7 protein-coding genes and 1 pseudogene are annotated in these 20,370 nt (G+C 71.4%); 3 read left to right on the forward strand and 5 right to left on the reverse strand.

Translation table 11 applies throughout. The features are described 5' to 3' along the window. Positions 1–7: 7 nt before the first annotated feature. The 5 genes from CDO52_RS10525 to CDO52_RS10545 form a co-directional block, all read right to left on the reverse strand. A complete protein-coding gene (locus tag CDO52_RS10525) occupies positions 8–1,018 on the reverse strand; it encodes an ATP-grasp domain-containing protein (protein ID WP_033301898.1) in 1,011 nt (336 codons plus the stop codon). A gap of 463 nt (positions 1,019–1,481) precedes the next feature. Continuing rightward, positions 1,482–2,120 (reverse strand): HAD family hydrolase, encoded by a 639-nt coding sequence (locus CDO52_RS10530; protein ID WP_017621127.1) that lies wholly within the window; start codon positions 2,118–2,120, stop codon positions 1,482–1,484. A gap of 167 nt (positions 2,121–2,287) precedes the next feature. Then, positions 2,288–2,824, reverse strand: coding sequence for a YbhB/YbcL family Raf kinase inhibitor-like protein (locus CDO52_RS10535; protein ID WP_017621128.1), 537 nt, complete (start codon positions 2,822–2,824; stop codon positions 2,288–2,290). Positions 2,825–2,929: 105 nt separating this feature from the next. Further along, complete coding sequence (locus tag CDO52_RS10540) at positions 2,930–3,649, reverse strand: PIG-L deacetylase family protein (RefSeq protein ID WP_017621129.1); 720 nt, start codon at positions 3,647–3,649, stop codon at positions 2,930–2,932. Positions 3,650–3,887: 238 nt separating this feature from the next. Beyond that, positions 3,888–6,260 (reverse strand): penicillin acylase family protein, encoded by a 2,373-nt coding sequence (locus tag CDO52_RS10545; RefSeq protein ID WP_017621130.1) that lies wholly within the window; start codon positions 6,258–6,260, stop codon positions 3,888–3,890. Positions 6,261–6,712: 452 nt separating this feature from the next. Between CDO52_RS10545 and CDO52_RS10550 the strand changes: the two genes are divergently transcribed. From CDO52_RS10550 to CDO52_RS10560, 3 genes and pseudogenes are all read left to right on the forward strand, one after another. Continuing rightward, positions 6,713–8,257 (forward strand): endonuclease/exonuclease/phosphatase family protein, encoded by a 1,545-nt coding sequence (locus tag CDO52_RS10550; protein WP_094932347.1) that lies wholly within the window; start codon positions 6,713–6,715, stop codon positions 8,255–8,257. 869 nt (positions 8,258–9,126) lie between these two features. Further along, a pseudogene (locus tag CDO52_RS10555) lies at positions 9,127–10,382 on the forward strand (styrene monooxygenase/indole monooxygenase family protein). 685 nt (positions 10,383–11,067) lie between these two features. After that, positions 11,068–20,370, forward strand: a complete 9,303-nt coding sequence (locus CDO52_RS10560) for a type I polyketide synthase (protein WP_449406729.1) — start codon at positions 11,068–11,070, stop codon at positions 20,368–20,370.

Here is a 20,370-nt window from a genome sequence, read left to right on the forward strand (position 1 = left end):
TGCTCGCTCACCGGGCGACCTGGGCGATCTGCGGGGCGGGGGCGGCGACGGCGTCCGTCGCGGCCGGGGAGATGCCGTGGCCGGTGAACTCCGCCTCCTGGAGGAACTCGTCGCTCCAGCGCCGCACCATCACCAGCCCTTCCTCCCAGTCGTCAGCGAGGCGCGGGCCACCGAACGTGGCCTGGCGCAGCAGGCCGGTGACCTCGTCGACGCCGGAGGCGATGGTCAGCGGCGCGGTGGAGGAGAAGCGCGGGTTGATCTCGAAGATCCGCGGCTCGCCATCGCCGTCCAGGGCGAGCTGGACGTTGAACGGGCCGTCGGCGCGGAGCTCGTGCTGCACCGCGCGGCACACGGCGGCCACGCGTTCGTTGCGGCGGGTCACGGCGTACTTGGTGACCCCGCGCTTGAGGATCACCTCCTTGGACACCACGGCCTGTACCTCGCCGTCGCGCCACACGACCACCGACACGGTGTACTCGGGCCCGCCGATCCGCTCCTGGACGATGAGGTCGTTGGGCGCGTAGGGGCCGTCGGCGAGCAGTCCGAGGAGCTCGTCGCGCGACGCGCACACGGTCACCCCGCGGCTGCCGCGGCCGGCGCGCGGTTTGACCACGAGCGGCGGCTCCAGCGCCCCGTCCCACTCGGAGGCCAGACGGGTCGCGGGAACACCGATCCCCGCCGCCGCGAGTCGCCGCATCAGCACATACTTGTCCAGGCACGTGGTGACGAAGTCGGGTCTGGGCAGGAGCACCGCGATGTCGTCGAAGGCGAGTTCGGCGACGGGGACCAGCTCCTCGTCGACCAGCGGGACGATCGCGATGGCCCCTTCGTCCTGGCAGATGCGCCGGATCTGCGGGAGGTAGGCGTCGTTGTTTCCAGAGGGGACGAGGTAGCCCCGATCAGCGAGGTAGAGCCCCGGAGCGGCGGGGTCGATGTCGGTGGCGACGACGCGGAAGCCCTGGCGGCGGAGGTGCAGGATCGTTCCGGAGGTCTGGGCTGATCCGGCGGTGGTCACCACGACGGTCGGCTGATCGGGGAGCTGTTCAGCGGGCACCGATGAACCTTTCCACTCGAAGATGGAGTTGCACTGCGATCGGCTCGGGTCAGCGAGGCGTGTCGGCGGGCCCGGACGGGACAGTCGATCGATCCTTAGTACATTTCGAGCGTATGCCTCTGACCAGCGCTTGGCCTGAGGGTGGCCGGATTCGGTTCTCGGGGCAACCGCGAGGGACCGTCGCGCGTGGCGAATCGGCTCGGGGCCGCGGGGGGACGGGAGGCGGGACAAAGGCTCTGGCGCACCCTGCTCAGACGGGAGCCGTGTACCGGGAATCTGTTCCCTGTCGCAATTCCGCGTCCGATCGGCGCCCGGCTACGCTGCGTGCAGGAGAATGCGGGTATCCAGCCGCGGCGTTGCGCAACCCCTCTTCCCCTGACCGTTATCGGCCAGGGGAGATCGTTTTATGGTCAACCAATCCGCGATTTCAGAACTTTCCGAATCGCTCGGTGAGGAACGATTCCAGATCGTCCGCGTCCCCGTGGTGGTACGCGTCGATCCCCAGTCGCTTCGCGGCGAGGACATTCTCCTCGCGGTCGTCGATGAAGACGGTCTCCTCCGGCGTGACGCCGAGCTCCGTCAGCACGTGCGTGTAGATGTCCGGGGCCGGTTTGCGTATCCCCAGGTCACAGCTGAAGAACAGGGCATCGAACCGGGCCAGGACCGGCGAGTGGCGCAGGGCTCCGGCGATGTCGGCCGGGGCGTTGGACAGCAGCGCGAGCCGTACTCCCCGGTCGGCGAGCCGGTCCACCAGTCCCGCGCTCCGCTCGGTGACGTGCAGCCAGGAGGACACGTCGGTCGCCCACAGGTCCTGCCGCTGGGCCCCGTCCCACTCGGCTCCCAGGCGCAGGGAGATGCGGTCCCAATACTCCGTCGAGGTGAGCCCGCCGTCGTAGTCGGAGCGCTCGTCCCAGTAGGCGGTCCAGAAGTCCCGGGGGTCGACCCCGGCGATCCGCTCCATCCGGTCCCGTGCTTCGGACAGCTGCGGCCGGGAGATCACCTCGCCGTAGTCGAAGACCGCCGTCGTAGGGGAGGACAGGGGAGTGGGACCCCGGTTGATCGCCACGTGAATTCACACCCCGTTCATGTTCGAATTCGGCTGCTTCGAACAGAGACTATGTGCGAATGCTGGGGGCGTCGAGTCCGGGGCGGCGTCGGAGCCGCCGACCGGCGACTCCGACGCACCTGCCCGACGACCGCACAGGCGTCCCGCCGGGACGCCCGCGCGGCGGGTCATTTCTGCTCGTACAGCCCCGTGATGACGCCGCGGCCGAGCGAGTGCGCGAACAGGTTGAAGCCGAGGAAGGCCGGGCTCGCGGAGTCGTCGATCCCGAGCGTCGGCACGTCCACGGCGTGCACCGCGAACATGTAGCGGTGCGGCCCGTGTCCGGGCGGCGGTGCGGCGCCGATGTAGCGCTTGCCGCCGGCGTCGTTGCGGATCGTGACGGCCCCGGGCGGCAGGCCGGCACCCTCGGCGCCGCCCGCTCCCGCGGGCAGGTCGGTCACCGACGCCGGGATGTCGCAGACCGCCCAGTGCCAGAACCCGCTGGCCGTGGGCGCGTCGGGGTCGAAGCAGGTGACGGCGAAGCTCTGCGTCCCCTCGGGGAAGCCGCTCCACGACAGCTGCGGGGAGATGTCCTCCCCGCCCGCCCCCATGAGCCCGCTGACCTGAGCCATCGGCAGTGTCTGGCCCTCGCTGACGTCCTGGCTGGTGACGGTGAACGACGCGACGTCCGGAAGGAAGTCGTAGGGAGATGGCGGCTGTGCCACGTTTCGCCTCCTGAAGTCATCAGAGTCCCGGGAGCGGGTCCGCCCCCGTACGTCCACGATTATCGTGCCGCGGCCCGGCTCGCGCGGCGGACCACGCGCGGCGCGCTATGCGGTGTCGACCACCCGGAACATCTCGGCCAGCCGCCCCTCGGGCAGGCCGCCCTTGGCCGCGTTCTCGGCGAGCCAGTCGCGCATGGCGGTGTCGAGCTCGGTGAAGTCGCGGATCTGGCTGGTGTGCGAGGCGAGCGCGGCCATGCGCCGGTCGACGACGCCGGTGATGTCGGAGTAGTGATCGGGGGAGGGTCCGTGGGCCAGCCACACCTCGGCCACCTTCCATGTGCCCAGGCCCTCATCGGCGAGCAGCTCGGGGTGGGCGTGCGGGTTGCGGGCGTCGGGGTAGACGGCGTTGATCGCCGCCTCCCCCACCGCCAGGTGGTCGGGGTGGCTCGGCGCTATGGCCGACCAGTCGCGGTCCGGGCTCGGGATCAGCATGCGCTGCGGCCGGACCTGTCGGATGACGCGGGTGATGTCGCGGCGAAGCTCGAAGGAGGGGGTGATACGTCCGTCGGGGTAGCCGAGGAACCGGACGTCGCGCACGTTCAGGATCTCCGCTGCCTTGCGCTGTTCGTTGCGGCGCAGCTCGGCCATGTGCGCACCGTCCAGGGAGCGTTCGTCACCTCCCGCGTCGCCGTCGGAGACGATCAGGTAGGTGACCCGGACCCCGGCGTCGGTCCAGAGCGCGATCGTTCCCGCGCATCCGAAGTCCACATCGTCGGGGTGGGCCATGACGACCAGGGCCCGTTCGACGTCGTTGTCGTGCAGCATCGGCGATTCCTCTCTGCGAGATCCTCGTCCGGAGCCGCGGAGCGGGGGAACCCCCGTGTTTCGGGGGGCATCGACGGCTGACACCATTTTCCCACCGTGACCCGGGTCACCAGCGGGCACAGTGTTTGGGCTGACCACGGGGCCGAGCCGCGCCGTGTGGGGGAGCCGACGCGAACCGGCCTCCGCCCGCTTCGGGCGGAGGCCGGTGCAAGCCGCTGCCGTTCCCGGCGCCGCTTTCCTAGGGCCGCAGGTGGGTCGTGGAGGCGGTGTTCCGCTCCACGGCATCCCTGCTGTACAGCAGCGGGAAGTACTCCCCCTTCCGCCACGCCGGCAGCAGGTCCGCATAGTGCGGGCTGCTGGGGTCGCCGGACTGGCCGGGGGCGTTGATGGCGCGCGAGGCGTCCCAGTTCCCGACGTCGAGCACCATCTTGAACGACGCGCCCGAGGTCTGCTCGAAGGTTTCCCAGTTGTAGTTCGACGCGTTCACCGTGTGCGGCGAGCCGCCGCGCGGGAAGGGGCCGAGATGCTCGCCGGTCGGATTGGTGAACGTGGTCTGCTGGATGTCCCCCCACTTCCACGTGCTCGTGTCCGAGCCGAGCCGGTCCGACACGTCGGCGTAGGCGCTCTTCAACGATGACAGCAGGATGCGGTCCCGAACGGCCTCGCCGTCGGCGCCGAACCACGGCTCGGGGTCCTGCAGCAGGTCGATCATGGTCGCGCCGGAGTCGGCGAACACGATGATCTCCGCCATCTGCTCCGACACCGCCTCGGCGACGACGGCCGGGCCCAGGTGCCGCATGAACCACGGCTCGAACAGCGCGGCCTGCGGCGAGTCCTCGCCGACGGTGCCGTCCCAGGAGCGCAGGAGCTTCAGCGCGGCGGCGGTCTGCGGGTCGTCGCTCTCCAGCCCCCGCAGCAGCGCGGCGATCCGCCGGGCCGGGATCGACACCTGGTCGTTCTGGAGCGCCATCGAGTCCTCGAGCGAGCTGCAGCGGTTGGCCGACAGCACCTCGCTGATGCGCTCGTGCCGGTAGGGCGGCTGCCACTCGTAGCCGTAGACCGCCGCCTGCTCGTCGGAGATGTTGAACTCGTTGGCGGTGGCGAAGAAGCCGCTCTTCGGGTTGTAGACGCTCGGCAGGTTGCCCGGGTCCACGAAACCGTCCCACTCGTAGCGTCCGTCGCCCGGCACCGGCATCAGGCCGTCGTAGCCAACGCGCTTGGGCGTCAGTCCACCGGGCTGCCAGCCGATGTTGCCGTCGGTGTCGGCATAGGTGAAGTTGAGCGGCGGGGTGCCCCAGCCCCGCATCCCCTCCTGGAACTCGGCGAAGTTCTGCGCCCGCATCAGCCGCATGCTCCGGTAGTAGGGCGACGTGCCCGGCTCCAGCCACACGCTGCGCACGGCGTAGGCCAGATTGCGGTCGGTGTCGGTAAAGATGACCGGCCCGTGCCGGGTGAACCGAAGTTCGGCCTCGTGCGACTCTGCCCCCTTGACCTCGACCTTCTCCTCTTCCGTGCGCATCTTCTCCCAGCCGTCGCCGTAGCGGTACCGGGTGGGGTCGTCGGGATCGAGCTCGTAGACGTAGAGGTCTTCCTGGTCGATGGTGAAGATCGTCAGACCGAAGGCGATCTTGCCGTTGTGGCCCATGGAGACGCCCGGGAGCGCCGGCTCGCCCGCCCCGATGACGTCCAGCCCCGGCGCGGACAGGTGGGTGATGTAGCGCAGGGACGGCGCCGACATCGCCCGGTGCGGGTCCCCGGCCAGGATCGGGCGGCCGGTGGAGGTGCGCTCCGGCGCGATGGCCCAGCTGTTGCTGCCCTCCGAGGAGCCGGGCTTCATGCCGAGGAGGCCCACCTCACCGTCCTCGTTGATGGTCACCGGCTGGGTGCCCAGCACGTAGGTCTCGAGGAAGTCCAGCGGGTCGTCCTGGTGCGGTAGCGCGCAGGGTTCGAAGCCCTCGGGGACCTTCGCGCTCTTTCCCGCTTCCAGCTTCTGCTGGAACTTGTGCGCGTCGGGGTCGGCCCAGCAGGACATGTAGGACCGGCTGACCTCGTGGTAGAAGTTGTTGGCCAGCGCGTGGCTGCGGATGCGGACGACGTCCTCCGGCTTCCACTTGGCGGGCGTGTAGCCGAGGTCGCGGAACTCCTTCGGCAGGGCGTCGGGGTCGTCCTTGATCACGTCGATGTAGGCGTTGATGCCCTCGGTGAACCGCGTGGCCGCCATCTTGGTCTCGGGGCCGTAGCTGGCCCACTCCTCGTCCATGTCCCCGCGGTAGAGGAAGAGCCGGGCGGCGCGGTCCTGCTTGACGTACTTCTCCCCGAGGACCTCCGAGAGTCGGCCCAGGCCGCGCCGCCGCCACAGGTCGATCTGGAAGAGGCGGTCCTGCGCGACGGCATAGCCCTGCGCGAGGAACAGGTCCTCGGTGTTCTTCGCGTAGATGTGCGGCACACCCCACGTGTCCCGCAGGATCCGCACCGGCTCACGCAGGCCGGAGATCTTCGGCGAGCGGTGGTGGGGCGCCGGGGCCGCCCCCGCCGTCATGGTGGTCAGCGTCGTCGCGATCAGGGCGACACCGGTGAGCAGCGTCGCCGCGAGCAGTCCCTTTGGTCGCATGCGTCTCCTAGTCGAGGGGGTGGTGGGGAATGGGGGAGTGGGGGAATGGGCGTGCAGGTGGCTGTGTGGGAGGAAGAGGGCGCGGCGGGGCGCTCGCCTGCCGCCGTGCGCGGTCGGCCCCTGGCTCGCGCTCGGCCCGTTCCCACGAGGTGCCGTCCGCCAGCGCACAGCATGCGTCCGTCGATGGTGCTGAATTGGAGCGACCCTTTTCGGACAGTGCCAGGTGGCGACACACCGGCACCACCCGTACCTGCCCCTGAGTCGGCGCGATGCTTCAGCCACCGGACATAAGGGGTGGCCTGCCCGATCACCGTGGTCACGGCCGGGACGAGCACTGTTCACCCCTTGGTGGGGGATAGGCCGGACAGAGTTGGGCATATCGGGTGGCTGGGGCTTGCAGAGTCATGAGTCACAGCCCCGATGTCCCCCAACCGAGAGGCAGACCAAGAGAAATGCGCGACTGGCAGCGCCGCGTCCTGGCGGCCGTATCCGTCGGCATGCTGGCCCTGTCTGCGGCACCCGCCGCAGCGGGCACCGAAGATTCCCCCGAGTCCTCCGGCTCGCTGGCCGCGTCCGCGGAGGCGGTCGTGGCGGGCGAGTCGATCTCCTTCGACTACGCCACCGCCGAGCCGCACGACACCAACTGGATCGGGCTCTACGACGCCAACGGCGGCGGCCCGGTCGACGAGGAGTACGTCTCCCCGTCCCTCGACTGGCAGTACACGCCCGGCACCGAGGGAACCGCGGAGTTCGCCACCTCCTCCCTGGAGCCGGGCGCCTACACCGCGTTCTACCTGGCGCGGGACGGCTACACCTGGCTGGCCGACCCCGTGGACTTCCAGGTCCACTCCGATGGTGAGATCTCCTTCCCCGTCGACGAGGCCACCCTGCGCAACGCCCGCGTGGGCGACCCCTACGAGGCGCGGCTGGGCGGTCTGGCCACTGATGGCGGCCCCGGCACGGTGTTCCGCCGCGTCGACGGCGACGACTGGATCGACGTCGCCGAGGACGGCACCATCAGCGGGACGCCGGACGGGACCGGCGGCGACGCCCGGGTGACCGTCGAGGCGACCGGCGCCAACGGCTCCACGGCCCGCCTGACCGCCGTCGTCCCGGTGCGGGAGCGCGGCCAGCCACTCGTCGACGAGGTGAGCGTGCTCAGCTACAACACCTGGCACGGTGGCACGCAGGTGAACGGCTACCACGACAAGCAGGTCCGCTTCCTGCTGGAGAGCGGCGCCGACATCGTGGGCCTCCAGGAGACGGAGGGACGGCACGCCGCCCGGCTGGCCGACGCCCTGGGCTGGTACCACTGGCAGAGCTCCGGCAGCCTGGGCGTCGTCAGCCGCTACCCCATCGTGGAGGAATACGGGCAGGTGAACGCCTCGGCCGGCGTGCGGGTCGCGCTCGACGGCCCGGACTCCCAGGTCAATGTGTGGAACGCGCACCTGGGCTACACGCCCTACGGCCCCTACGACGCCTGTTTCAGCGGGATGAGCGTGGACGAGATCCTCGCGCGTGAGGCGAAGTCGGGACGTACCCAGCAGATCACCGACACCCTGGAGGCGATGTCCGGCCAGGTCGAGGCGGCCGACGAGACACCGGTCCTGCTCATGGGCGACTTCAACGCGCCCTCCCACCTGGACTGGACCGAGGAGCTGCGGGAGAAGAACTGCGGCTACGCCGACGTGCCGTGGCCGACCGCTGTGCGGCCCACCGAAGCCGGGCTGACCGACACCTACCGTGCGGCCAACCCCGACCCGGTCGCCACGCCGGGCACGACCTGGTCGCCCCTGTACCCGTTCCACGACGGCTCGACCGGTCGCGATGAGCCGCAGGACCGGATCGACTTCATCTACCAGGCGGGTAACGGTCTGACCGTGCGGGACTCGCGCGAGATGGTCGTGGGCGAACCGCGGCCGGTGCCGGACCATGCGGACAACGAATGGACCAGCGACCACGCCGCCGTGTTGACCCGGTTCTCGGTGTCGGGCTGAGCGCCCTTTCGCGTCTCCATTCCGGTTCCTGCCAAAGAATGGCGGGAATTGGAAATGAGGCGTTTTCGACCCGCCTAATGACAAACGAAAAATATCCCTGCTCGGGAGCTGCGCGTAGCTGCGTTTCTCCGTTCTTCGCAGGTGCTGGGCGGTGAACAGCACGGGGCCGGAGATAATCTCCGGCCCCGTGCCGTGTCGTGGGCGGATATACAGACACAGGGGACGCGCCTGTGGCCAGTGTGGAAACGCGTGCCATTTCCCGTTGGGTCGGATCCGATGTCCGGTGGAGGCGCGTCAATCGGCTCCTGTTCTCCTTGGGGAAGGCGGGGAGAGCGGGCGGCCGGGGCGTGGGGTGCCGGGTTACGGGCGGTGCGCCAACGTCGGGTGGGGACTTCCGGAAAACACCCGCGCGTGTGGTGTGGACGCCGGGATGACGGCTGTGCCGCCCGGTTCGCGCGCCCGTCCCAGGCGCCTCGGCCGCTTCGTGGGTGAGGAATCGGAGCACCTCGCGTGATCCACGCTTCCGGGTCGATTTCCGTCAAACCGCCGCGAGTTTCTACGCCTCCGACCACTCCGTGACGAACGGGTGGAATCCCCTACATTGCGGCATTGAACAGCATCGACGGATATCCGGAGTACTACCGTCGAACAGATCCGCGAAGCGGTGGAGACCGGCGGGGACGCCTCGATCGTGCAATTCCAGGCCCGTGACCGTTCCTCGGGCGCTATGGTGCCTAAGGTACAAACATTCGGCCAGCGTCGTCGCACCGGTCGCTTGACCGAGGGACGCAGATCAGGGTCGGCCGCCTCCCCATGGCTCGACCCAGCCCACAGTGCCCAATCCATCGCCCGGGAAAGTAATTTCTTCGATGCGCAAGATCCTTATCGTCGGTGCCGGCCAGTCGGGCCTCCACCTCGCCCACGGTCTGCTCAGCCACGGGTACGACGTCACGGTGATTACGGGCCAGACCTCGACGGAGATCCGTACGGGCCGGCCGGCGGTCACCCAGCTCACCTATCCCACCGTGTTGGAGTACGAACGCGAGCTCAACATCGACTTCTGGAGTTCGCAGGCCCCGCACATCGAGATGTCCAAGCTGCACGCCTACCCGACCCCGGGTCCCGCCGCTCTGACGGTCGTGGGCTCCTTCGCCGACAACAGCTACGCGGTGTCGGTCGACCGGCGGGTGAAGATGGCCGACTGGTTGGAGTACTTCGAGGACAGCGGGGGCAAAGTCGTCATCCACGGCGTCACCCTCAGCGACCTGGACTACTTCTCGCGGATGTTCGACCTCGTCGTGGTCGCCGTCGGCCACGGCGAGCTGGGGCGCTGTTCGAGCCCGATCCGAACCGCTTCACCGGCGCCCGGCCGCGCATGCTCGTCCAGGCCAACATCTACGACGTCGCCAACGATCCCGGCTTCCCCGAGGCCGTCGGCTGGTGCGGTTCGGCAGCCAAGGCGGGCAACATCTGGTTCTTCCCCATCCTCACCGCCGAAGGCCCCTGCCACTCCCTGTTCATCGGCGACAAGCTCGCCGGCCCCATCGGGGCCTGGATCGACAAGCCCACGCCCGCTGAGCTGTGGCGGCGAATGGTGGAGCTGATGCGCCGCAATACCCCCGAGTACTACGACCGTGTACGCGACGCCGAACTGGTCGACGACAAGAGCACGCTCATCAAGACCCTCACGCCGCAGGTGCGCAAGCCGGTGGCCGAACTGCCCTCCGGTGGCCATGTCCTGGGCATCGCCGACGTCGTGATCACCTCCGACCCCTTTGCCGCGCAGGGGTGGAACAACTCCACCCGCTGCGCGAAGAGCTACCTGGAGAGCATCCTGGAGCGCGGCGACCGTCCCTTCGACGCCGAGTTCCTCGACAGCATGTTCGAGCGGTTCTGGAAGTACGGTTACGACGCCGAGCTGTGGGCGGAGACGGTCTCGGAGTACTGGGAGAGCGAGCCCCCGGAGTTCTTCAACGACGTCCTCGGCGCCGCGGCGACGTACCGGGAGGCCGGTGATCGCTGGATCCAGGGCTGGAACAACCCGTCCAGCTATCGCGAATGGCTTTATGACCCCGAAGGTGCACGCGCTTACCTGGCCGAACTTTCGGCCCGACATGAATCCTGAAATGCGCTGTCGGTTATATGTATTCGCAGGTCACGGCCTGGGTGCTTCGTGGGAAGTGTCCAGGCCGTTTCGTATCTCGCGCAACATGCGTCACACTGTGACCGTAATCCCAGGTCCCCGCGGTGGTCTCCCGTGGCCTAAATGAATTTGCGTATTGCCGTGCTTATGCACGGGAGTTACGATCATTGGGATGTCGTCGCCTAAGAGATTTATGTTGCGTCCTGTGTCACCCGTCGTTTACCGTGATGCTCTTCTTTCCCCTGTGTGCGTCTCGTCCCGTGGGCTCCACGGCCCAGGGGGCCGCGTCCCTCGGCGGATGCGAGGGTGGGCTGCCCAGATGTGGAGAGTCCATCCGTTCTCCGTGCCGATTCGCGCGGCACGCAGGCTCCGCGCCGCAGGATCGGTTCCCGGCCCACGAATGACACGCAGTCCGCGCGCGAGAACATGGACGTTCCCTAGAGGGACGCTGCTGTTTCCCTTTTCGTAGGAAAGCAGACGCAACGGAGCGCCATTGTTCACAGCTAGCGGCTTGTGTCGAAAACGGGCGTAATGCGCATGGTCCCGTGTCGCATACGGCCGGGCCGGTGGTTGTCAACTGCAAAGGGGGGAGAGGATCGACGTGGGTCTGGACGTTTCTCGACCTAGGAGTCCGAATTTCGGTGGCCGAACCGTTCGTGAGGTGGCGGTGATCGGCCTCGCCTGCAGATTCCCGGGCGCGGCCGCCCCGGAAGAGTTCTGGAGGCTGCTCGACGAAGGTCGGCACGCCATTCGCGAGATCCCCGCTGACCGCGCCGCCGACGGCAGACCGCCGGTCCCCTGGGGCGGCTACCTCGATCGGGTCGACGGCTTCGACGCCGGATTCTTCCACGTCGCCCCGCACGAGGCCGCCGCCATGGACCCCCAGCAGCGCCTCATGCTGGAACTGGGCTGGGAGGCCCTGGAGGACGCCGGCATCGTCCCCGCGTCCCTGCACGACAGCGATACCGCCGTATTCACCGGTGCCTTCGCCGACGACTACGCCACCCTTCTGCACCGTGCGGGCGCCGAGGCCATCACCCGCCACACCGCGACCGGCCTGCACCGCGGCATCATCGCCAACCGGATCTCCTACACCCTCGGCCTGCGCGGGCCGAGCATGACCGTCGACGCCGGGCAGGCCTCCGGTCTGGCCGCCGTCGACATGGCGGTCGAGAGCCTGCGCCGGGGCACCTCCGACCTGGCCATCGCGGGCGCGGTCAGCCTGATCCTCGCCCCTGAGAGCGGCGTCAGTACCTGGAAGTTCGGGGCGCTGTCCCCCGATGGTTGCTGCTACACCTTCGACTCCCGGGCCAACGGCTACGTCCGCGGCGAAGGCGGGGGCGCCATCGTCCTCAAGCCGCTCGACCGTGCCCTCGCCGACGGCGACCCCGTCTACTGCGTGATCCGCGGCAGTGCCGTCAACAACGACGGTGCCACCGACGCCCTGACCGTGCCCAGCACCGCCGCCCAGGCCGAGGCCGTACGCCGTGCCTGCGACCAGGCGGGCACCGACCCCGCCGACGTCCAGTACGTGGAGCTCCACGGCACCGGTACGCCCGTGGGCGACCCCGTCGAGGCCGCCGCCCTGGGGGCCGCCTATGGCACCGCCCGCCCCTCGGGCACTCCGCTGCCGGTCGGCTCGGTCAAGACCAACATCGGCCACCTGGAGGGCGCGGCGGGGATCGCCGGGCTGATCAAGACCGTACTGAGCATCCACCACCGTCGGCTGCCCGCCAGCCGCAACTTCAGCACCCCCAACCCCCGCATCCCGCTGGACGACCTGAACCTGCGTGTGCAGACCGCCACGGGGCCGTGGCCGCATCCCGGCCGCCCCCTGGTGGCGGGGGTGAGTTCGTTCGGCATGGGCGGTACCAACTGCCACGTGCTGCTCGCCGAGCCGCCGCCCACCCCCACGCCCGCCGCCGAGGTCCCGACCCGCCCGCCGGTCGGCGCGACGCTGCCCTGGGTGGTGTCCGGCTTCACCGCCGACGCCCTGCGCGACCAGGCCGCGCGGCTGCGCGACCACATCGAGCGCCACCCGGATGCCGAGGTGGGCGTGGTGGCCCGCGCGCTGGCCACCACGCGCACGGCGTTCCGCCACCGGGCGGCCGTCATCGCCACGGACCGCGACGGATTCGTGCGCGGGCTGGAAGCGCTGGCCGACGACGAACCGGCGCCCGGCGTGGTGCGTGGCACCGCCTGCCCCGACCCCAAGGTGGCGGTCGTGTTCACCGGGTCCACCACCCGCAGCCCGCGGGTGCGCCCGGAGCTGAGCGCCGCGTTCCCCGTCTTCGCGCGGGCACTCGACGGCGCCTGCCGGGCGCTCGGTCCCCGCCTCGGCCCATCGGTGCGCGACGTGCTCGACGGCCGTGCCGCTCCCGACGGCGAGACCATCCAGCCCGCCCTGTTCGCCGCGGACGTGGCGCTGTTCCGGCAGTTCGAGGAGTGGGGTGTGGCCCCCGACTTCGTCGCCGGTGCGGGCCTGGGCGAGATCACGGCCGCACACGTCGCCGGGGTGCTGGACCTGGCCGACGCCGCCCTCCTGGTGGCCGCCCGCGCCCGCCTCGCCCGCGCGCCGGAAGGCGCGACCTCCTCCGTGGCTCGGGACATAGAAGAGTTCGCGCGGCGCGCTTGCCGGTGTGCGTCGTGGCCACCGCGCATTTCGCTGGTGTCCGCTCAGGTCAACGGCCTGGTCACCGACAGGGTGCGCTCCACCGACTACTGGCTGCACCACGCCCGGGCCTCCCGCCGCGACGGCGCCGGAATGTCCCATGCCACCCGTCCCCTGCACGACCTAGGCGCCACGGTGATCCTGGCCCCCGGCGGCGTCGGCACACCCGGGCCGGTCCGCGACGTCGCACCGGGCGCACCGCCCGTCCCCATCGTCGACGTCAGGGCGGGTGGCATCGACAGCAGCGCGCCCTCCGACGTGGTGGCCGCCCTCGCCGAGCTGTACGCCAACGGCGTCGAGGTCGGCTGGGACCGAATCCTGCCGGTCGGCGGGCCATCGAGGCGCACGCGCACCCGACTCAACCTTCCCACCTACGCCTTCCAGCGCAGCCGCCACTGGCTGCCTCGGCACCCGGGGGAGCAGGCCGGCCCGACACCGCCCCCGCCCGCCGCCACGCCCGAACCGGACGCTTCCGAGGCCGGTCCAGAAGCGCCCACGGCCGCCAAGGAAGCGCACTATCGCGGTGCCCTCGACCTGGTCCGATCCGCGGCCGCCGATCTGCTGGGGCACTCCGGTCCCGAGTCGGTCGATCCCGACCTCGCCTTCACCGACCTCGGCTTCGACTCCTTCGACTCCGTTGAGCTCGGGGAGCGCCTCCACGACGCCACCGGGCTGTCCCTTCCCGACACCCTGACCTTCGACCACCCCACACCGGCCCACCTCGCCCGCCACCTCGCACGCCACGCGCCCGCGCTCGGCGGATCGGACACACCCCCCGCACCGGTGTCGGCACCCAAGATCGAGCCGGTCCGCTCCACCGCCCCGTCCGCCCTGGACCGACCCGACCCCGAAGCCGCCCCCCACGACGACAGCGAGCCGATCGCGATCGTGGGCATGGCCTGCCGCTACCCCGGAGGGGTCAGCAGCCCGGAGGACCTGTGGCGGTTGGTCTCCGAGGGGGTGGACGCCATCTGCCCCTTCCCGGAGGATCGCGGATGGGACCTCTCGCGGCTCTTCGGCGGTGAGTCGGGTACCTCCGGCCACAGCTCCGTCCGCGAGGGCGGGTTCCTCTACGGGGCGACCGAGTTCGACGCCGGGTTCTTCGGTATCAGCCCCCGCGAGGCGCTGGCCATGGACCCCCAGCAGCGCATGCTGCTGGAAACCTCCTGGGAGGCCCTCGAACGCGCCGGGATCGACCCCGGTGCCCTGCGGGGCAGCCGGACCGGCGTGTTCGTCGGCGCGATGTCGCCCGACTACGGCCCGCGGCTGCACGAGGCGCCCCGCGATGTCGAAGGACTCATGCTCACCGGCGGAACGGCCAGCGTGCTCTCCGGCCGCATCGCCTACAACCTCGGCCTGGAAGGGCCCGCCGTCACCGTCGACACCGCCTGCTCGTCGTCGCTGGTCGCCCTGCACCTCGCCGTCCGCGACCTGCGGAGCGGCTCCTGCGACCTCGCCCTGGCGGGCGGCGCCACGGTCATGTCCGGCCCCGGCATGTTCACCGAGTTCAGCCGCCAGCAGGGCCTGGCACCGGATGCGCGCTGCAAGGCCTTCGCCGCCGCGGCCGACGGCACCGCCTGGGCCGAAGGGGTCGGTGTTCTGCTCCTCGAACCCCTTGCCCAGGCCCGGCGCCGGGGCCACCGCGTCCTCGCGCTCATCCGCGGCAGCGCCATCAACCAGGACGGCGCCTCCAACGGGTTGACCGCGCCCAGTGGCGCGGCCCAGGAGCGCGTCATCCGCGAGGCGCTCGCCGATGCCCGGCTGGAGCCCGGCGATGTCGACGCGGTCGAGGCGCACGGCACGGGGACCCGGCTGGGTGACCCCATCGAAGCCACGGCCCTGCAGGCGACCTATGGCCGAGAGCACACCGCCGAGGCTCCCCTGTGGCTCGGCTCCCTCAAATCCAACATCGGTCACGCCCAAGCCGCGGCCGGCGTCGGCGGCGTGATCAAGATGGTCATGGCGATGCGCGACGGCACACTGGCGCCCACGCTGCACGTCGACGCACCGACCCCGCACGTCGACTGGTCGGCGGGCGCCCTGGCTCTGCTCACCTCGCGCGTCTCCTGGGACGCCCCCGGTCGCCCGCGTCGCGCGGCCGTCTCGTCGTTCGGCATCAGCGGCACCAACGCCCACATGGTCCTGGAACACCCGGACAGCGACGAGGAGTCGGCCACCCAGAGCACCGTGCCCGCGCCCATCACAACGGGCGTCCCGCTGCCGTGGGTCGTCTCCGCGAAGAGCGACGCCGCTCTGCGCGCTCAGGCCCAGCGGCTGCGCGACACCCTCGACACCGACCCTCGGCTGGCGACCGCCGACGGCGCCCGTTCCCTGGCCACCACGCGCGCCACCTTCGACCACCGTGCCGTAGTGCTGGCTGCTGACCGCGGCGGGCTCGCCAGCGGACTGGAGGCGATCGCCCACGACACCCCCGCTCCGACCGTGGCGCGGCGCCGCAGCCCCAACCGTCCCACCGACGGCCCCGTGTTCGTGTTCCCCGGACAGGGGGCACAGTGGCCCGGCATGGCCGTGGAGATGCTGGCGGCCTCGCCGGTGTTCCGCGAGCGCATGGAGGAGTGCGCGGCGGCACTGGAGCCGTTCACCGACTGGTCCCTGTTCGACGCGCTGTGCGAGACCCCGGCCGCGCCGCCACCCGACCGGGTGGACGTCGTGCAGCCGATGCTGTGGGCCGTGATGGTCGCACTCGCTCGTACCTGGGAGGCGCTGGGTGTTCGGCCCGCGGGCGTCATCGGCCACTCCCAGGGAGAGATCGCCGCGGCCTGCGTCGCCGGGGCGCTGCGTCTGGAGGACGCCGCGAAAGTCGTCGCGCTGCGCAGCCGCGCAGTCAGCGCCCTGTCCGGGACCGGGGGCATGGTCTCGCTGGCGCTGCCCGAGGACGCCGCCGGCCGCCTCCTCGAAGCATGGCCGGGCCGCCTCCACATCGCCACGGTCAACGGCCCTGCCTCCACTGTCGCTGCGGGCGACGCCGCCGCCGTCTACGAACTGCTGGAACGCTGCGCGGGCGAGGGTATCCGAGCGCACCGCATCGGCGTCGACTACGCCTCCCACACCCCCCACGTGGAGGCCGTGCGCGACGAGGTCGCCGAAGCCCTCGCAGGGCTGAGCCCCAGTGAACCCGCTGTCCCCTTCTTCTCCACGCTCACCGGTGGGCCGCTGGGCGACACCGCGCTCGACGCCGACTACTGGTACCGCGCGCTGCGCAACCCGGTCCGCTTCGGGACGGCCGTGCGTTCCGTGATCGACGCGGGATACGGGCTGTTCATCGAAGCCAGCCCGCACCCGGTGCTGAGCGGCGCGATCGAGGACACCCTTGGCGCGGTCGACGCGCCCGGCGCGGCTGTGGGTACGCTGCATCGGCACTCCGGCGGCTGGGACCGCTTTCTCGCCTCGGCCGCCGACGCTTACGTCCACGGCGCCCCCGTCGACTGGGCCGCGACTATTGTTGGCGGCGACGCCCGTCGTGTGGATCTGCCCACCTACCCCTTCCAACGTGAGCGGTACTGGCTGGCGTCCGCGACCGGTACCCGTGACGCCGCCTCTCTCGGTGTCGACTCCGTGGACCACCCCCTCCTGGGCGCCGCCGTGGATCTCGCCGACGACGGGACGGTGCTCACCGCCGGGCTTTCGCCGCACACCGCCCCTTGGCTCGTCGACCACGCGGTGCACGACACCCCGCTGTTCCCCGCGACCGGGGTCGCCGAGCTCGTCACGCGGGCGGGCGACCGGGTCGGGAGCCGCCGGGTGCGCGAGCTGGTGATGGTGGCCCCGCTGCCGCTCTCCGGCGACGGTCCCGTCCGCCTCCGCATCGCCGTGGAGCGGCCCGGCGACGACGGGCAGCGTCCGTTCACCATCCATTCCCGACCCTCCGGCGAGGGTCCCTGGACCCGGCACGCCACCGGCGTCCTGGGCGCCGGTGAGCCGCGCCCCGAGCCCCTGACCGGTGCCTGGCCACCCCCGGTCGCCACGCCCCTTGACCTCGATGGCGCCTATGAGCGCCTGGCCGAGCGCGGTTACCGCTACGGCCCCGCGTTCCGCGGACTGCGGGCGGCCTGGCGCAGCGGCGCCGACCTCTACGCCGAGGTCGCCCTGCCCGCCGAGGCGGGGGGAGACCCGGGCGACTACGGCCTGCACCCGGCGCTGCTGGACGCCGCGCTGCACGCCCTCCTCCTCGACGCACCCGTCGGCCGGGGCCTGCTGGTCCCGTTCCGCTGGAGCGACCTGCACCTGCACGCTGTCGGCGCGCGGGAGTTGCGCGTCCGGCTGCGCCGCACCGGCCCGGACACCGTGGCCCTGCACGCCGCCGACCCCGCCGGAGCGCCGGTCCTCACCGCCGACCTGGAGCTGCGGGACGCCCCGCCCCACTGGCTCACCTCCCTGGGGCGCCCGGCCGACTCCCTTTACCACCTCGACTGGGAGCCCTTGGCCGTCCCTGAGGAGGCGCACGTCGAGGGGATGGCGGTCCTCGGTGGCACCGCACCGCTCCCGGGAGCGCACGCCGGAGAGTACCCCGACGCCGCCGCCCTGGCGGAGGCCATCGGCGACGGCACGCCCGCGCCGACGCTCGCCCTGATCGTGTGCCCCGACCCCCCGAACGTCGCCGCCGACGACTCCGAGGATCCCGCCCGCGCGGCGCACGCGGCCGCCCACTGGGCGCGGAGCATCGTCCAGGAGTGGCTGGCCGACCCGCGGCTCGCCGACACCGCCCTGGTTGTCATCACGCGCGGCGGAGCCGCAGTAGCGCCCGGCGACGTCCCTGACCCTGGGCAGGCCGCGGTGTGGGGGCTCGTCTCCTCGGCCCAGTCGGAACACCCCGACCGCTTCGTACTAGCCGATCTCGACGGCGACCCCCGCTCCCCGGCCGCCCTGTCCGCGCTCCTGCGGGGCGGGGAGCCGCGGATGGCGGTCCGCCGCGGCATCGGCCGGGTACCGAGGCTCGCACGGCTCTCGGCCACCGCGCCCGCGGTTCCGGCCACTCACGGATGGCGGTTGGAGGCCACCGGCACCGGCACCATCGACAGCCTGATGCCCGTCACCGTTCCCGAGGCACCTCTCGGTCCCACCGAGGTGCGCGTGGCCGTGCGTGCGGCCGGGCTCGACTTCCGCGACGTGCTCATCGCCCTGGGCATGTACCCCGGCGGCGGCACCATCGGGTGCGAGGGTGCCGGGGTGGTCACCGAGACCGGTGCCGACGTCGCCGGACTGCGCCCGGGCGACCGCGTCATGGGGCTCTTCGACGGCGCGTTCGGCCCCACCGCCGTGACCGATGGCCGACGCCTGACCAAGGTCCCCGACGCGTGGCCCGACACCCTGGCCGCGGCCGTGCCCGTCGCCTACCTCACCGCCTACCACGGGCTGCTCGAGGTCGGCGCGCTCACCAAGGGCGAGTCGGTGCTGATCCACGCGGCCACCGGCGGCGTCGGTACCGCCGCCGTCCAACTCGCCCGCTACGTGGGTGCCGAGGTGTTCGCCACCGCCCACCCCGCCAAGTGGCCGACCCTGCGTGCCATGGGCCTGGACGACGACCACATCGCGTCGTCCCGCACCTCGGAGTTCGAGGAGCGGTTCCGCACCGTCACGGCGGGCCGGGGCGTCGACGTCGTGCTCAACGCGCTCGCCGGAGATCTCACCGACGCGTCGCTGAGCCTGCTCGCGCCCGGCGGCCGGTTCGTCGAGATGGGCCGCACCGACGTGCGTGACCCCGCCGAGGTGGCGGCCGCCCATACGGGAGCCACCTACCATCCGATCGATCTGCTCCAGCTGCCGCCCGACCACATCCAGACGCTCCTGGACGCCCTATCGGACCTGTTCTGTGAGGCGCGGCTGGGCGGTCCGCCGCTCGCCGTCTGGGATCTGCGCCGTGCCCCCGAGGCGTTCGACCACCTTCGACGGGCCGAACACATCGGCAAGATCGTGCTCACAGTGCCCCGACCCGCCGACCCGCAGGGCACCACCCTCATCACCGGCGGCACCGGCGGCCTCGGTTCCCTGGTCGCCCGACACCTGGTCACTGCCCACGGGGCACGACACCTGCTGCTCGTCGGGCGACGAGGCCCCGACGCCCCGGGGGCCGAAGAGCTGCGCGCCGAGCTGACCGCCCTCGGCGCTACCGTCACCCTGGCCGCCTGCGACGTCGCTGACCGCTCCGCCCTGGCCGCAGTGCTCGACCGTATCCCCGATGAGCACCCCCTGACGACGGTGGTGCACGCGGCCGGCGTGCTGGACGACGCCCCCGCCGAGTCCATGACCGCCGAGGCGCTCGACCGGACGCTGCGAGCCAAGGCCGACGGTGCGTGGAACCTGCACGAACTCACCAGGGACCACGACCTCGCGGCCTTCGTGCTGTTCTCCTCCGCGCTCGGCGTGCTGGGCAGCCCGGGCCAGGGCGCGTACGCGGCAGCCAACACCGCGCTGGACGCGCTCGCCCACCATCGGCACGCCCTCGGCCTGCCCGCCGCCTCCCTCTCCTGGGGGCTGTGGGAGCAGGTCAGCGGCATGACCGGCCACCTCGCAGACATCGAGCGCGCCCGGCTCGCCCGGCTGGGTCTGGCGGCCATGCCCACCGAGCGCGGTCTGGCCCTGCTCGACGCCGCCCTGTCGCTCGGCCACCCGCACCTGGTCCCCGCCGATTTCGACACCACGTCGCCGCTCTCGGCGGCGGAACCGCCGTCCCCGCCGCTGCGCGGCCTGCTCCGGCTCCCGGACCGTCCGGCCGCCCACACCGCACCCACGTTCCAGGCTCCGTGGGCGGGGGCGGTGTCCCCCGCCGAGCGGGCGCGTGCCCTGCTCGACCTGGTGCGCACCGAGGCCGCGGCCGTCTTGGGGCACACCGGCACCGACGGCATACCGCCGCACCGGCCGTTCTCCGAGGTGGGATTCGACTCCCTCACCTCCGTGGAACTGCGCAACCGCCTCGCCGCCGCTACCGGTGTCCGCGCGCCCGCAAGCCTGCTGTTCGACCACCCCACACCCAGCGCGCTGAGTACGTGGCTCAACTCCCAACTGCACCCCGAGGAGGACGATGCCCCCGAGCCGCCGACCGCGTCCGACACGGCCACGGACGAGGCCCGCAAGGCCCTGGAGGACATCCCGCCCGCCATTCTGCGCGCGAGCGGACTGCTGGACGCCCTGCTGGACCTCGCCCGCGCCCCCGACGATCCCGCCGACAACACCGTCCCGCGCCCGCGCGACAGCGACGACCCGATCGACGGCATGGCGGCCGAGGATCTCGTGAACCTCGCCTTGGAGGACCACCGCGACCCCACCGGCCACGGAGGCTGA

The sequence above is a fragment of the Nocardiopsis gilva YIM 90087 genome, assembly GCF_002263495.1.
Lineage (GTDB): Bacteria > Actinomycetota > Actinomycetes > Streptosporangiales > Streptosporangiaceae > Nocardiopsis_C > Nocardiopsis_C gilva.